At 47.1% G+C, this 15,333-nt stretch carries 10 protein-coding genes; 9 read left to right on the top strand and 1 reads right to left on the bottom strand.

Going from position 1 to position 15,333, the window contains the following annotated elements:
* The first annotated feature begins 147 nt into the window (after positions 1–147).
* The 4 genes from A596_RS10160 to A596_RS10145 all read left to right on the top strand — a co-directional run bounded on the left by A596_RS10160 (position 148) and on the right by A596_RS10145 (position 6,977).
* Positions 148–2,607 carry a glycoside hydrolase family 3 protein gene (locus tag A596_RS10160; protein WP_039914619.1) on the top strand — a complete coding sequence of 820 codons (2,460 nt, stop codon included), beginning with the start codon at positions 148–150 and terminating at the stop codon, positions 2,605–2,607.
* Positions 2,608–3,098: 491 nt separating this feature from the next.
* A complete protein-coding gene (locus A596_RS10155) occupies positions 3,099–4,358 on the top strand; it encodes an alginate export family protein (RefSeq protein WP_039914133.1) in 1,260 nt (419 codons plus the stop codon).
* 193 nt (positions 4,359–4,551) lie between these two features.
* Positions 4,552–5,169 (top strand): hypothetical protein, encoded by a 618-nt coding sequence (locus A596_RS10150; protein WP_039914132.1) that lies wholly within the window; start codon positions 4,552–4,554, stop codon positions 5,167–5,169.
* Entirely contained in the window at positions 5,166–6,977 is a 1,812-nt protein-coding gene (locus tag A596_RS10145) for a bifunctional metallophosphatase/5'-nucleotidase (protein ID WP_052417380.1), read from the top strand. Before A596_RS10150 ends, A596_RS10145 begins: the two co-directional genes overlap by 4 nt.
* Before the next feature lie 125 nt (positions 6,978–7,102).
* On the opposite strand, the gene A596_RS10140 is transcribed toward A596_RS10145, so the two are convergent.
* A complete protein-coding gene (locus tag A596_RS10140; RefSeq protein ID WP_039914130.1) occupies positions 7,103–8,383 on the bottom strand; it encodes a citrate synthase in 1,281 nt (426 codons plus the stop codon).
* 638 nt (positions 8,384–9,021) lie between these two features.
* Here A596_RS10140 and sdhC point away from each other — a divergent pair.
* The 5 genes from sdhC to A596_RS10110 all read left to right on the top strand — a co-directional run bounded on the left by sdhC (position 9,022) and on the right by A596_RS10110 (position 15,290).
* Positions 9,022–9,396 carry a succinate dehydrogenase, cytochrome b556 subunit gene (sdhC, locus tag A596_RS10130; RefSeq protein ID WP_039914126.1) on the top strand — a complete coding sequence of 125 codons (375 nt, stop codon included), beginning with the start codon at positions 9,022–9,024 and terminating at the stop codon, positions 9,394–9,396.
* A complete protein-coding gene (sdhD, locus tag A596_RS10125; RefSeq protein ID WP_039914124.1) occupies positions 9,390–9,761 on the top strand; it encodes a succinate dehydrogenase, hydrophobic membrane anchor protein in 372 nt (123 codons plus the stop codon). The genes sdhC and sdhD overlap by 7 nt, the downstream gene beginning before the upstream one ends.
* Positions 9,761–11,533 carry a succinate dehydrogenase flavoprotein subunit gene (sdhA, locus tag A596_RS10120; RefSeq protein ID WP_039914123.1) on the top strand — a complete coding sequence of 591 codons (1,773 nt, stop codon included), beginning with the start codon at positions 9,761–9,763 and terminating at the stop codon, positions 11,531–11,533. The genes sdhD and sdhA overlap by 1 nt, the downstream gene beginning before the upstream one ends.
* An 18-nt stretch (positions 11,534–11,551) precedes the next feature.
* Positions 11,552–12,256, top strand: coding sequence for a succinate dehydrogenase iron-sulfur subunit (locus A596_RS10115; protein ID WP_039914122.1), 705 nt, complete (start codon positions 11,552–11,554; stop codon positions 12,254–12,256).
* 202 nt (positions 12,257–12,458) lie between these two features.
* Entirely contained in the window at positions 12,459–15,290 is a 2,832-nt protein-coding gene (locus A596_RS10110; RefSeq protein WP_039914120.1) for a 2-oxoglutarate dehydrogenase E1 component, read from the top strand.
* Positions 15,291–15,333 lie beyond the last annotated feature (43 nt).

The following is a 15,333-nucleotide window of genomic DNA, read 5'->3' as shown; positions in this document are numbered from 1 at the left end:
TGAGGCGGGCTCCATTTTCTCAGGGATACTTCTGTTCATTTCATGGCTTTATTTAAAAGCCTATGCTTAATGCATGGTCCGGATTTTTCTTTGTGGGAGCTAGATTTCCCTAATTTTTATAGTTAAGTACCTATGGAGGTTGCAAACGTGCAGTGGCCAAGTATCACCAGTAAAGTGAAAAAAGACCCGGCGATTGAGGCAAAAATTGATGATTTGCTTGCGCAAATGAGCCTGGAAGAAAAAATTGGCCAACTGATCCAGCCGGAAATTCGCCATTTAACGCCTGCTGATGTCAAGGAATACCACATTGGTTCTGTCCTTAATGGCGGTGGCTCTGTGCCCAATGGTAATCGCTATTCAAAAGCTGCCGATTGGTTAGCCATTGCAGATGCTTATTACCAGGCATCTATGGATGATAGCGATGGCAAATTGGCGATTCCGATAATGTGGGGCACCGATGCGGTCCATGGGGTTGGCAATATTGTTGGTGCAACCTTGTTCCCGCATAACATTGCCCTGGGGGCTACGCGCAATCCGGAATTGATTAAAGAAATTGGCCGCATCACTGCCACAGAAATTGCAGTCACTGGCCTTGATTGGGACTTTTCTCCCACTGTTGCCGTAGCGCGCGATGATCGATGGGGGCGCACTTACGAATCCTGGTCTGAACATCCTGATCTGGTGCGCGACTACGCCAGTGAAATGGTAAATGGATTGCAAGGTGTTGCGCAAAGCGCAGAGTTTCTGTCCAAATATAAAGTGATTTCGACAGCCAAGCATTTTATCGCTGATGGTGGAACCCTCAATGGAATTGATCGCGGCAACTGCATTGATGATGAAGAAAGTTTGTATCGTATCCATGCGGCCGGTTATTACAGTGCGATAGAAGCGGGCGTGCAAACGGTAATGGCTTCTTTTAATAGTTGGCATGGCGAGCATATGCATGGGCATCGTTATTTGTTGACGGATGTATTGAAGGATCAAATGGGTTTTGACGGTTTGGTTGTTGGCGATTGGAATGGCCACGGTTTTGTTGCAGGTGCAACCCCATTGAATTGTCCCCAGGCGTTGAACGCCGGGTTGGATATTTATATGGTACCGGACCCTGAGTGGAAACAATTGTATCGAAACACGCTTGCACAAGCGCAGGATGGAACAATTCCCTTGAGTCGTGTAGACGATGCGGTGCGCCGTGTATTGCGTGTGAAACTGCGTGCGAATTTATGGGAAAAAGGTTTGCCGTCCTCTCGTCCATTAGCGGGGCGCGATGATTTATTAGGTGCTGTAGAGCATCGCGCCGTTGCACGTCAGGCGGTGCGTGAATCGATTGTATTGTTAAAAAATAAAAATAATTTATTGCCATTATCGCCTGACGCAAAAATTCTGGTGGCTGGCGATGGTGCGGACAATATCAGTAAGCAAACCGGGGGTTGGTCAATTAACTGGCAGGGCACAGGTAATACTATGGCTGATTTCCCTGGCGCAACAACGTTGTGGATGGGAATTGAATCTGTTGTTGCAGCAGCTGGTGGTTCGGTGCAATTAAGTATCGATGGCTCCTATACCGAAAAGCCAGATGTCGCCATCGTCATTTTCGGCGAAGATCCTTATGCCGAAATGCAGGGCGATATCCAGCATCAATTATTGAAAGCTGGCGATACCTCTGATTTGGAATTGCTCAAAAAATTGAAGAGCGATGGTATTTCGGTTGTAGCGCTGTTTGTGACCGGTCGCCCTATGTGGATCAATCGTGAACTCAATGCTTCAGATGCGTTTGCTGTTATCTGGCAACCGGGTACAGAAGGTGCTGGTGTTGCTGATGTTATTTTTAAAACGGTAGACGGCAAAATTAACCACCCGGTAAAAGGGCAGTTATCTTTTTCCTGGCCGAAACGCCCTGATCAGGGAACGTTAAATATTGGTGATAAAGAATACGATCCATTATTTGCTTATGGTTTTGGCCTGAAGTACGGCGAAGAAGATTTATTGCGCGATGATCTTTCTGAAGAAGGAATCAGCTTTGAAGCAACTTCCCATGTTCTGGAATTATTTAACCGTCGCCCCTTGGGAATTTACGGCATCATTCTTGAAGGCAAGAATAACGACCGCACTGCGCTTAATGGCAATATTGCAAGCGTATCGACTTTGACCGTCAGCTGTGTGGATAAAGATGTTCAAGAAGATGCTCGCCGTGCGGTATGGAACGGCGAAGGCGAAGGTTTGGTGGCGATATCAACACCCAATCGCCAGGTATTAAGTGATTACTATGAAACGGATTCTGCTTTGGTTTTTGATATCAAGGTTGATGTTCCCCCACAAGCTCAGGCGTGGGTGCGTATAGGTTGCGGTCCATCTTGTCATTCGCAAGTTGAGATTACTAACGAACTTGCTGAAATAGCTGGCAAGGGATGGAAAACTTTGTTAGTGGATTTAAAAGATTATCCCGATGCGGGTACGGATTTCGGCTTGAAGCGCACACCGCAAGAATTATTTGCGCTGATTCTTGAGCCGTTCACCTTGGTTGCAAATGGCAAGCTGGATGTGACATTTTCTCAAGTGCGTATAGAAAAGGGATTAGCCAAAGGGGTGGGAGTTCGAATAGCCTGAGATGATACCGTTGTGCCAAGGCCGCCTGCGTAAGCAAGCGGCCTTTTTTGTTACATTTTTCTCGGCTGGCACCTGTGTTTTAACAAATAAGTTTTCATGCTTTGCTATCTAATTGTGCATGTCAAAAAAATACTGTGCATTAGGTTGCGTTTTAATTGTGCGTGAAATTTTTAATGTTTGTTTTCAAATGACGCATTGCCCATTCCTGGCTCACCATAAAAGAGCAATTGAAAAAATAATAAAAAATTTCTATTTCAATTTTAAGAAATTATATCCCTTTGATTAATAATGAATTACTCCTTAAAGGCTGTTTTAAAAAAGCGATTGGCATAAGCCTTGCTCCTGTGGGGATCAGTCACACCTGTATTGTACTCTCAATTTAAATCAATGATTTTTTTAGTGCATGACAAAACCTGGCTAAAAAATATTTATTGTCGTTATTGGTGTTGATCGTAAAACCACACACATTTTCCAAAACTGGAGACGGCTCTATGAAAAAAAATATGATTCATCTTTTTGCAGCTGCCACAAGTTCGTTGCTATGCGCGGCGCCAAGTCTTTCTGCAAAAACATTCACTGAGTCTTTGCAACAAGGTAGTGTAGTAAAAATAAATTTTCGTACACGGTTTGAAGATGTTACTGAAGATACATTGGATGCTGCGGGCAAAAAAAATGGTGAGCGTAAAGCGGATGCGTGGACGACTCGCTCACGTATATCTTATCAATCGGGGGCATGGAATGGTTTTGGCTTTACCGGTGAGGTGGATAACATCAGTGAAATGACAAATGATGTCGATTATCGGACTTCCGCAGCAGCGACAGATCCTTTATGGGCAGAGCGCAATACTGTGGCTGTCATTGCTGACCCAACGGGAACCGAGGTTAATCAGGCGTTTATTTCTTACACCAATTTTAATAACCAGGTTAAATATGGCCGCCAACGACTTGTGCTGGATAACTCACGTTTTATTGGCAATGTTGGCTGGAGGCAGAATGAGCAAACTTATGATGGTTTATCTTGGACAAATAAAACTATTCGCTACACCAATTTTACTTACGCCTACATTAGCAACGTAAACCGTGTTTTCGGCGAGGATAATCCGGCATTGGGTGATCTGCATATGGACAGCCATGTACTCAATGCAAGTTACACTGGTTTTGATGCAGGGAAATTAATTGGTTATGCATATTTACTTGATGTTAATGATCCAATCGCACAACGTGGTTTAACCAGCGACACTTTTGGTATTCGTTGGCAAGGTGCTGTTGGCGAGGCGTTTCTCTACAATCTTGAATACGCAAAGCAGCAGGATGCTGGCGCTGCAAAATTATTTGAGGCTGATTACACATTGGCTGAGGTTACCTGCAATGTTAGTCGTTACAGTCTCACTGTGGGCTATGAGCTTCTCGGGTCAGATGACGGCAAATATGGTTTTGCAACACCACTGGCAACCCTGCACGCCTTTCAGGGATGGGCTGATAAATTCCTGGCTACACCTGCAGCAGGTTTGGAAGATACTTATTTAAATGCTGGTGCAACTATCCTGGGGGCTCAAGCTTTGGTGAGTTATCACAAATATGACTCGGATGAAGGGGGTATCGATTTTGGTGATGAAATTAATTTCAGTTTAAGCAAAAAATATGGTGCGGTAGTATGGACAGCAAAATATGCCCAATATTCCATGGGGGATACCAATGCTAACTACACTGATACCACTAAGTTCTGGGTAATGGCTGATTGGAATTTTTAGGCAGGCTACATTGATACACCAAAATCCCTGATCGTTAATGGTCGGGGATTTGGTTATTTACATCACGCTTTTCCTTCCTGTATAAAAACTTTCATCAAATTATCAAGCAAATTTCATATTCTCCGGCCAGCATTTTATTGAGTGCGTGCACAAGCTTGTGCGCTATTGCTGGTAATCAATAACGGAGAAGGATATGCGTAACCATTTATTTTTAATCGCTAGCTTGTTGCTGGTTGGTGTAATGTCTGCAAGGGCAGGCGCCACAGAAATTTATCCGGTAAAGGGAAGTTGGTATTTGTTTGATGTGGATGAAATTGTTTCACTATCGGGCGGTACTGAGTGGATTGATGCCCAAAACGACGAATTGTCTGGTTATCGTGGCGACGGTTCGGCGCTCGCGTTTTCCTTTTCTTTAACAAATTCTGCATTCTTAAATCTGGTGGATGCCGGATTGGCTGGCGATGTATTCAATCTGTTAATTAACGGCGTTAATTACACAAGCTCTTCGGTTGCTGCAAGCTCAGCTGCGTATGTTGGAATTGATCTTGATGCGGCTTGGATGGCTCCTGGGTTTAGTCGCCTATCTGTTTTATTGGTGCCTGGTGATTACACAGTAACCGGTTTTTTGAAACAGTCTGCCACTGACGAATATGGCTTTCCTTACCTGGCCACAGCGGGTGGATTAAAAATTGTGGATGTAAATGAATCCGGCATATTTGCATTATTGGGCGTTGGTGCATTTATATTGTTATTCATCCGTCAAAAATGGCGCATCGCTGCTGCTTTTTCTGATAAAGGAGTTGCGAAATGAAATTAATAAATTGTTTGGTAAAATTGCTGGGTTTTTCGGTTTGTTCGGGTTCTATCTATGCGGCAGATGTTCCGGTAAAAATTATTGCGTTTAATGATTTTCACGGCCAATTGGAAGCGCCGGGAACGTTGCGCGCAAATGCTGCTACGGCGGCACCTGCAATTCCTGTCGGTGGTGTTGAATGGATGGCTGCTTATGTCGATTCATTAAAATCAAAAAATCCAAACAATGCCGTTGTTTCTGCCGGTGACCTGATTGGCGCAACACCATTAATTTCTGCATTATTTCATGATGAACCTACAATCGAAGCAATGAATCGTTTGGGGCTGGAATTCAATGCGGTAGGCAATCATGAATTTGATGAGGGCCGCGAAGAGTTAGTGCGCATGCAAAAAGGTGGATGCCATCCTTCTGATTCAAATAGCTGCCAGGGCGCAATCGTGGGAACACCTGTTCCGTTTGAAGGTGCACAATTTTCGTTCCTTGCTGCCAACGTACAAGATGCAGTCAGCAAAAAAACAGTATTTGTTCCCTATGCCATTAAAACGTTTGGTGCGGTTCGTGTTGCATTTATCGGCATGACGTTAAAGGAAACTCCCACCATCGTTTCTCCCAGCGGTGTTGCCGGTTTGGAATTTCTTGATGAGGCAACAACTGTAAATGCGTTGATTCCCAAATTGCGCGCGCGCGGAGTAAGGGCGGTTGTAGTGTTGATTCACCAGGGTGGAACGCAGCCGGTAACCCAGGCGGCGGATACTATTAATTCGTGCGTGGGGAATCTGGCGGGGACACATATCGCGCCGCTTGTGAATCGTTTGGATGATGAGGTTGATTTGGTAATTTCCGGCCACACCCATCAGGCCTACAATTGTTTATTGCCCAATAAATCGGGCCGACTGATTTCGGTAACGAGTGCCAATTCCATCGGCCGGGTATTAACGGACATTGATATTGAAGTGAATCCAAAAAATGGTGATATCACGTCTGTGACTGCACAAAATAAAGTGGTTGATCGGTCGGCGACGGGCGTAGTGCCCGATGCAGAAATTGCAGCGATTGTGAGTAAATACCGCGCGCTAGCGATGCCCATCGCCAATCGAGTGATTGGCGAAATTACGGCGGCTATGCCGGATTCAGCTCTTAATGCTGCGGGTGAATCGGCATTGGGCGATGTGATTGCCGATGCACAATTGCAGGCAACGGGTGCCAGTGATAAGGGCAACGCAGTCGTTGCATTTATGAATCCTGGTGGAATCCGTGCGCCCGGGTTGCTCTATCCTTCCAGCGCGGCAGGTGAGGGCGATGGCAAGGTAACCTATGGTGAAGTATTTACTGTGCAGCCTTTCGGAAACAGTTTGACCACGCTGACATTATCCGGGGAACAAATCCATATTTTGTTGGAGCAGCAATTTACCGGTTGCCATGCTGGTAATGCGCCAGCGAGCTGGAATTATCCGGCAGGTGATACCGGCCAGGCGTTTAATCGTATCTTGCAAGTGTCTTCCGGTTTTATTTATACCTGGTCCGCGCTCGGGCCGGGTTGCGACAAGGTTGCGCAAGCGTCCATTACGTTGAATGGCAAGGCCATTGATCCCGCACTTGAATACCGTATAACGGTTAATAATTTCCTGGCGGATGGTGGCGATAAGTTTTTTATTCTCGCCAAGGGGAAACAACGTTTGGGTGGTGCCCAGGATGTTGATGCACTCGAAGCATTTTTTGCCAATCCATTAAATGATGCCGATGCTTCACTTAGCGGTGTGCAAATTGCTCCGGGAGCGCAAAACCGCATTATCCGGTTGAATTAATGAATGCTGGAAAATAAAAAGGCCGCAAAAATTGCGGCCTTTTTATTTTTAAATAATGTTTCGAACTATTTTCAAAACAACTATTTTCGACATCTCTATTTTCGAGAGTGCTATTTTCGAAAATACTATTTTTTAGGATAGTCGCGCTTTGGGCTACCGGTATATTGCTGACGCGGGCGACCAATTTTGTAAGAGGTGCTAACCATTTCATTCCAATGGGAGTACCAACCCACAGCGCGACCCAAGGCAAAAATCACAGTGAACATTTCGGTCGGAATACCGATTGCTTTCATGATAATGCCTGAGTAGAAGTCTACGTTTGGATAAAGTTTTTTGGAGATGAAATAGGGATCTTCCAGCGCGATTTGCTCAAGGCGTTTCGCAATCGCAAGTAATGGCTCATTCTCCAGGCCTAATTCAGACAATACTTCATCGCAGGTTTGTTTCATTACTTTGGCGCGCGGGTCAAAGTTTTTGTACACACGGTGACCGAAGCCCATCAGGCGGAAGCCAGAGGTTTTATCTTTAGCGCGGGCAACACATGCCTCAATGTTTTCAACAGTACCGATTTCTTCCAGCATTTCCAGCACGGCTTCGTTGGCGCCGCCATGGGCCGGGCCCCAGAGTGTTGAAATACCGGCGGCAATCGCAGCGAAAGGATTGGTGCCTGATGAACCGGACAAACGAACAGTTGACGTTGACGCATTTTGTTCATGATCAGCGTGCAGGATAAAGATCCTGTCCATTGCCTTGGCAATGGTTTTGCTGACACTGGAAGGTTGGCCAGCGGTGCCGAAGGTCATGTTCAGGAAATTTTCGGCGTAATCAAGATTGCTATCCGGTGCTACAAACTCTTCGCCTTTGCGATGTTTGTAAACCATGGATGAGAGCGTGGCGATTTGGCCGATCAGGCGATAGGCGGTGAGCTTGCGGCTCTCGGCATTGGTAATGTCGATTTCATCGTTGTATACCGCCGCCAATGCAGCCACAGCGCTACACAGGATTGCCATCGGATGGGATTCGCGCTTGAAGCTTTTAATGATGTTGGCAACGGAAGGATCTACAACAGAATGTTTTTTAACTTCGGCAGTGAATTCTTCTTTTTGCGCCGGGGTTGGCAATTCGCCATTCAGGAGGAGGTAACAGGTTTCGATGTAATCAGAGGAGACAGCCAGTTGTTCAATCGGGTAACCGCGGTGGAGTAACACACCTTCATCGCCATCAATAAACGTAATCTTCGATTCGCATGAGGCGGTGGACATAAAGCCCGGGTCAAACGTGAAAAAGCCATTCTTGGTAATACTGGTAACGTCGATAACATCAGGGCCGATAGTGCTTGAATAAATAGGTAATTCAATCGTCGTATCAATGCCATCAATCTTGAGATGTGCTTTCTTGTCAGTCATTACTGACTCCTGTGCTTACTGATTGGACTTAAGGCTTGAGAGAAGCATGTTTCGCTCTGCTCATCGAATAAAAACTGTAGGTAGTCTGCTGCAGTTAGCCGTTTAAATCAAAGCTAAACTCATATCTACTTTCTACAAGTGGCGTTATGGGCTGGCTACTTTTTATGGACTAGTCAGCTATTGTGGTTTTACTGACGCTGCCGTTAGCGAGCGGCATTATAGATGACTTGATTGTTAAGGCGAAAGTTTTTGGCACATCCGGGGGCAATTTCTTTTATCTTTTATTAAATTTTAATTGTCATCTGAATTATCTGGTGCGAGTCGTCAAAAATCACCGAAAATTCTTTGCACTGGTGTGGGGCCAGGGCGACAAAAATGCTCGCGTGAAGTGCATTTTCATGAAAATTTTTTATGAATATCAGTGGTTTGTGTAAAAATTTCGTTAAATATCTGCAATCATTTTCACATCTTTGATTATGAAGACTTGAGTGCGGCTTTTTGTTTGTGTTTCGAGAGGTCAATCTCTATAATGCTGCGCGACTTGCAGGGCGTGTTTCATTAGAGGTCACTTTCCGGTGATAAAAATGAAGCGCTTATTCTTAAACCTGCCCGCGATGGGCAACCAGGTGAGATAGACCGTGAACAAGAAAAGACCTGTCAACCTCGATATATCTACTATCAAACTTCCCATCACCGCTTACGTTTCCATCCTTCATCGTGTTTCCGGCGTTTTCCTCTTCGCAGGTGTTGCCTTCCTTTTATGGATGCTCGATGCCAGCCTGGATTCACAAGAGGGATTCAATAGCATTCGCGATCTTGGGGCGAATCCAATTTGTCAGGCTATCCTGTGGGTGGTTTTAGCTGCGTTGGCTTATCACACTGCGATGGGTATCCGTCACCTCATTATGGATTTTGGCGTTGGTGAATCCTTGAAAGGTGGTAAAACCGGTGCATGGCTCGCATTAAGCGTTGCTGTCGTATTGATTGTATTGGCGGGAGTTTGGGTATGGTAACTTCAGTAACCAGTTTCGGACGTAGCGGCCTTTATGATTGGCTGATCCAGCGCGTCGGCGGTGCCGTGATGGCGGCTTACACCATCTTCATCGTTGTATATCTCGTATTAAATCCTGAATTGACGTTTGAGCAGTGGCAATCACTCTATAACCAATTATGGATGCGTGTATTTACCCTCGTTACGTTGCTTTCCTTTATTTCCCATGCGTGGATTGGTTTGTGGGCGGTGCTCACTGATTATTTAACCGTGCGCCTGATGGGTTCAAAAGCCACCTTCTTACGCATATTTGCGCAGATTGTGTTGGGTGCTGTAGCAGTTACCTATCTGGTCTGGGGTGTTCAAGTGATTTGGGGAATTAACTAATGTCTACTATGCGCACGATTTCTTTTGACGGTATTGTGATTGGCGGCGGCGGCGCCGGTATGCGCGCGGCATTGCAGTTGGCCCAATCCGGTTACAAAACAGCTGTAATTACCAAAGTATTTCCAACCCGTTCGCACACCGTATCTGCCCAGGGCGGTATTACTTGTGCGATTGCCAGTGCTGACCCGAACGATGATTGGCGCTGGCACATGTATGACACTGTAAAAGGTTCAGATTACATCGGTGACCAGGATGCAATTGAATATATGTGTTCTGTTGGTCCTGAAGCGGTATTTGAGCTTGAGCATATGGGCTTGCCATTCTCACGTACTGAAAATGGCCGCATCTACCAGCGCCCGTTCGGTGGTCAATCCAAAAACTTCGGCGAAGGTGGCCAGGCTGCGCGTACTTGTGCGGCGGCGGACCGTACCGGCCACGCTCTTCTTCACACCCTGTACCAAGGCAACCTGAAGAATAAAACGGTATTCCTGAATGAGTGGTTTGCTGTTGATCTGGTTAAAAATGCCGATGGCGCTGTGGTTGGTGTTATCGCCATTAATATTGAAGATGGCGAAACTGTTTATGTAAAAGCCAAGGCAACTGTATTGGCGACCGGTGGTGCAGGGCGCATCTACGCGTCTACTACCAACGCCCACATCAATACCGGTGACGGTGTAGGTATGGCGTTGCGTGCCGGCTTCCCGGTACAGGATATCGAAATGTGGCAGTTCCACCCGACCGGTATTGCCGGTGCCGGGGTATTGGTAACTGAAGGTTGCCGCGGTGAAGGCGGTTACCTGATCAACTCTGATGGCGAGCGCTTCATGGAGCGTTATGCCCCCAATGCGAAAGACCTTGCTGGCCGTGACGTAGTAGCGCGTTCCATGATCCAGGAAATTATTGCGGGTCGCGGTGTTGGTCCGAACAAAGATCACGTATTGCTGAAACTGGATCACCTCGGTGAAGAAGTTCTTGAGAGCAAGTTGCCAGGCATCTGCGAATTGTCCCGTACCTTTGCTCACGTTGATCCTGTTTACGCTCCAATCCCTGTGGTTCCAACCTGTCACTACATGATGGGTGGTGTTCCTACCAACGTGAATGGCCAGGCTTTGACCGTTGATGCCAACGGTAATGACGTAGTCATTGATGGCCTCTTTGCCTGTGGTGAAGTAGCTTGCGTATCGGTACACGGTGCAAACCGTTTGGGCGGTAACTCATTGCTTGATCTGGTGGTGTTTGGTCGCGCAGCAGGTTTGTACATCGAGAAGGCGTTGCGTGAAGGTATTGAGCATCGCGACGCAACCCAGGCTGATATCGATAAAGCGATGGCGCGCCTGAACAAAATCAACAACTCTACCAGCGGCGAAAGTGCAGCGGTCCTGCGTAAAGAGCTGCAAACCATTATGCAAAACTACTTCGGTGTATTCCGTAAAGGTGAGTTTATGCAGAAGGGTATTGAGCAGTTGGCTGAATTGCGTAAGCGCATCGAAAACGTGGCGATCACTGACAAGAGCAACGCATTCAATACCGCACGTATTGAAGCGCTTGAATTGCAAAACCTGCTTGAAGTGGCTGAAGCGACAGCGATCGCTGCCGAAGAGCGTAAAGAGTCCCGCGGTGCACACGCACGCGAAGACTACGAAGACCGTGACGATGCCAATTGGCTGTGTCACTCAATATATTTCCCCGGCGAAAAGCGCGTTGGCAAGCGTGCGGTGAATTTCAAACCGCGCACTATGGAAGCTTTCCAACCCAAGAAACGCACTTACTAATCATCGGGAGCCGAAATCATGTTGAAAGTACAAGTTTATCGCTACAACCCAGAAACTGATAATGCGCCTTACATGAAAGAATATGAGGTCGACACCCAGGGTAAAGACCTGATGGTGCTCGATGTTCTTGAGTTGTTAAAAGCACAGGACCAGTCTTTGGCATACCGTCGTTCATGCCGTGAAGGTGTGTGCGGCTCTGACGGTATGAATATCAATGGTAAAAATGGTTTGGCTTGTATCAAGCCAATTTCCGAATGCGTGAAAAATAACACGCTGATTTTGCGTCCACTACCTGGTTTACCAGTGATCCGCGATCTGGTTGTCGATATGACCCAGTTCTATGATCAATACAAGAAAATTGAACCCTACTTGCAGAACGATACCCCCGCACCGGCCATCGAGCGTTTGCAATCTCCCGAAGATCGCGAGAAGCTTGACGGCCTTTATGAGTGTATACTCTGCGCCTGTTGCTCAACCAGTTGTCCTTCCTTCTGGTGGAACCCCGATAAATTTATCGGTCCTGCCGGTTTGTTGCAGGCTTATCGTTTCCTCGCTGATAGTCGTGACCTGGCGACCCAGAAACGATTGGCCAATCTGGATGACCCCTTCAGTGTGTTCCGTTGCCATGGTATCCAGAACTGTGTAGCGGTTTGCCCCAAAGGGCTGAACCCGACACGAGCCATCGGCCATATACGCAACATGTTGTTACAGAGCGCTACCTAAGGTGGCGCTTTTGCGTATCTGAAGCAGGCAAAAACTTGATGATTTGATGAGCGATTTGCGCTTGTTTAATCAAAAACTGTCCGTTGTCGCCTTGGGTGATAGCGACTTAAAAGCGGCGCTTTTAATCACAAGTTGAAAGCGTTTGGTAGCTAACCGCTAGTTGATAGCAGGGGATAATTCCCCAAAGATTAAGGTGGGTGGAATGCAAGACAGCATTATGGAGCAATTTTGGAGTACGTCTCACATCTCCGGTGGGAACGCTGCTTACGTCGAAGAGCTCTACGACACGTATTTACACAATCCTAATGCCGTTCCTGAAGAATGGCGTAACTACTTCGATCAGTTGCCCCGTGTGAACGGCGTACTGACCCAGGATACTCCCCATTCAGTGATTCGCGCTCAATTTGAGCAATTGGGTAAATCCCGCGTTCGCACCGTGACTGTTGCCGGTGGTTCAGTGAGCGCAGAACACGAACAAAAACAAATTAAAGTTCTGCAATTAATCAGCTCCTATCGTTTCCGCGGCCACCAGAAAGCACAACTTGATCCATTGGGATTGATGGTGCGTGAGCCGGTTGCAGATCTGGATTTGCAATTCCACGGTTTGACTAATGCTGATCTGGATACCGTATTTAGCAGCGGCACTTTGTTTATCGGTAAAGAGCAGGCAACCCTGCGTGAAATTATTGAAGCACTGGAGAAGACCTATTGCGGTCATATCGGTGCTGAAATTATGCACATCACACCATTGGCTGAAAAACAATGGTTGCAACAACGCCTTGAGAGCGTTCGTTCAAATCCGGAATTCACCAAAGAACAACGTTTGGCGTTATTGGAACGTCTGACCGCTGCGGAAGGCCTTGAGCGTCACCTTGATAGTAAATATCCAGGTACCAAGCGTTTCGGCCTTGAAGGTGGTGAGAGCTTCATTCCATTGGTAGATGCGCTGGTAAAACGCGCGGGTACCTACGGTGCAAAAGAAATCGTATTGGGTATGGCGCACCGTGGCCGTTTGAACACATTGGTTAATGTGTTCGGTAAAAACCCTGCAGAATTGTTTGCCGAGTTTGATGGCAAGCGTTCATTAAATACTTCCGGTGACGTGAAGTATCACTCGGGTTTTTCATCCAACGTGATGACTCCTGGTGGTGAATTGCATATGGCGATGGCGTTTAACCCGTCGCATTTGGAAATTGTTTCTCCGGTAGTTGAAGGTTCTGTGCGTGCGCGCCAGGATCGTCGTAACGATAAAACCGGCTCAAAAGTAGTTGCGATTAATATCCACGGCGATGCAGCGTTTGCTGGCCAAGGTGTGGTGATGGAGACATTCCAGATGTCCCAGACTCGCGCTTACGGTACTGGCGGCACGCTACATATTGTGATCAACAACCAGGTTGGTTTTACCACTAACAAACGTGAAGACGCGCGTTCGACAGAATACTGTACTGACGTTGCCAAGATGATCGAATGCCCGATTTTCCACGTAAATGGTGATGATCCGGAAGCGGTATTGTTTATCGCCCAACTGGCAATGGATTATCGCTACGAATTCAAGAAGGATGTAGTGATCGATCTGGTTTGCTATCGCCGTCGCGGCCATAACGAAACCGACGAGCCATCAGCAACCCAACCGCTGATGTACCAGATCATCCGTGCCCTCAAAACAACTCGCACGCTTTATGCGGAAAAACTGGTTGCACAGAACCTGTTGACTCAAGCAGCGGCAGACGAGTTGACCACCAACTATCGCGCGGCACTGGATCGCGGTGAACACGTTGCCAGTGGTTTGGTGAGCGAGCCGGATCGTACATTATTTGTTGACTGGACTCCTTACATTGGCCATGACTGGGTTGCTCCAGCCAATACCGGCTATGAATTAAAAGCATTGCAAGCCGCCGCGTACAAAATGTGCGAGATTCCCGATGGAATCGTGTTGCAAAAGCAAGTAGAGAAAATTTACGAAGACCGCCGCAAAATGGCCGGTGGTGCGTTGCCGCTGAACTGGGGTATGGCTGAAACCCTCGCTTACGCCACTTTGATAGAGCAAGGTTACCCTGTGCGTATGACTGGCCAGGACGTTGGTCGTGGTACTTTCTCACATCGCCATGCCGTGGTGCACAGCCAGAAAGATGGTTCAGCGTATGTTGCTCTGGCAAACATGAAACCTGATCAACCGTCATTTGAGTTGTTCGACTCCTATTTATCTGAAGAAGCCGTGTTGGCATTCGAATATGGTTACTCCACAACCTCGCCAAAAGGCCTGGTAATTTGGGAAGCCCAGTTCGGTGATTTTGCCAACGGCGCACAAGTGGTTATCGACCAGTTCATCACCAGCGGTGAACACAAGTGGGGCCGCTTGAGTGGCCTGACTATGTTGTTGCCACATGGTTATGAAGGGCAGGGCCCGGAGCACTCATCAGCTCGCCTTGAACGCTTTATGCAATTGTGTGCAGAACACAATATCCAGGTTTGTGTACCATCAACGCCTGCGCAAGTATTCCACATGCTGCGCCGCCAGGCGGTTCGCCCGATGCGTCGTCCATTGGTGGTAATGAGCCCGAAATCCTTGCTGCGTCATAAATTGGCAACATCGACGCTGGAAGAATTGGCAAACGGCAGTTTCCAAAACGTCATTGCTGATGCAAGTGTTGATCCTGCAAAAGTGCAGCGTGTAATTCTGTGTAGCGGTAAGGTTTACTACACCTTGCTGGAAGAACGCACCGCGCGCAACCTCGACAATGTTGCACTGATTCGTCTGGAGCAGTTGTATCCATTCCCTGAGGCAGAATTGAAAGTAGCACTCGCGCCGTTCAAAAATATCAAGGATATTTTCTGGTGCCAGGAAGAGCCAATGAACCAGGGCGCGTGGTATAGCAGCCAGCATCATATGCGTCATGTTGTTGCCGAGGTCTACGGCAAGTCACTGCATTTGGACTACGTAGGTCGCGATCCTTCAGCAGCTCCGGCAGGTGGTTATATGTCGGCGCATATCGAAGAAGAAAAACGTTTTGTAAACAAAGCTCTCACTGTGTGAGAGCTTTTTAACTGATTGAGTTGATCAAATAATCCTAGCGCTA

It is taken from the genome of Cellvibrio mixtus subsp. mixtus J3-8 (assembly GCF_000766945.1).
GTDB lineage: Bacteria > Pseudomonadota > Gammaproteobacteria > Pseudomonadales > Cellvibrionaceae > Cellvibrio > Cellvibrio mixtus_A.
This window is presented reverse-complemented; position numbering and strand designations above follow the sequence as displayed.

Bases quoted from the DNA above. Each gene is read 5' to 3' on its own strand.
- sdhD (WP_039914124.1), top strand. From the start codon at position 9,390: ATGGTAACTTCAGTAACCAGTTTCGGACGTAGCGGCCTTTATGATTGG.
- A596_RS10110 (WP_039914120.1), top strand. From the start codon at position 12,459: ATGCAAGACAGCATTATGGAGCAATTTTGGAGTACGTCTCACATCTCC.
- A596_RS10140 (WP_039914130.1), bottom strand. From the start codon at position 8,383: ATGACTGACAAGAAAGCACATCTCAAGATTGATGGCATTGATACGACG.
- A596_RS10145 (WP_052417380.1), top strand. From the start codon at position 5,166: ATGAAATTAATAAATTGTTTGGTAAAATTGCTGGGTTTTTCGGTTTGT.
- A596_RS10150 (WP_039914132.1), top strand. From the start codon at position 4,552: ATGCGTAACCATTTATTTTTAATCGCTAGCTTGTTGCTGGTTGGTGTA.
- sdhA (WP_039914123.1), top strand. From the start codon at position 9,761: ATGTCTACTATGCGCACGATTTCTTTTGACGGTATTGTGATTGGCGGC.
- A596_RS10115 (WP_039914122.1), top strand. From the start codon at position 11,552: ATGTTGAAAGTACAAGTTTATCGCTACAACCCAGAAACTGATAATGCG.
- A596_RS10155 (WP_039914133.1), top strand. From the start codon at position 3,099: ATGAAAAAAAATATGATTCATCTTTTTGCAGCTGCCACAAGTTCGTTG.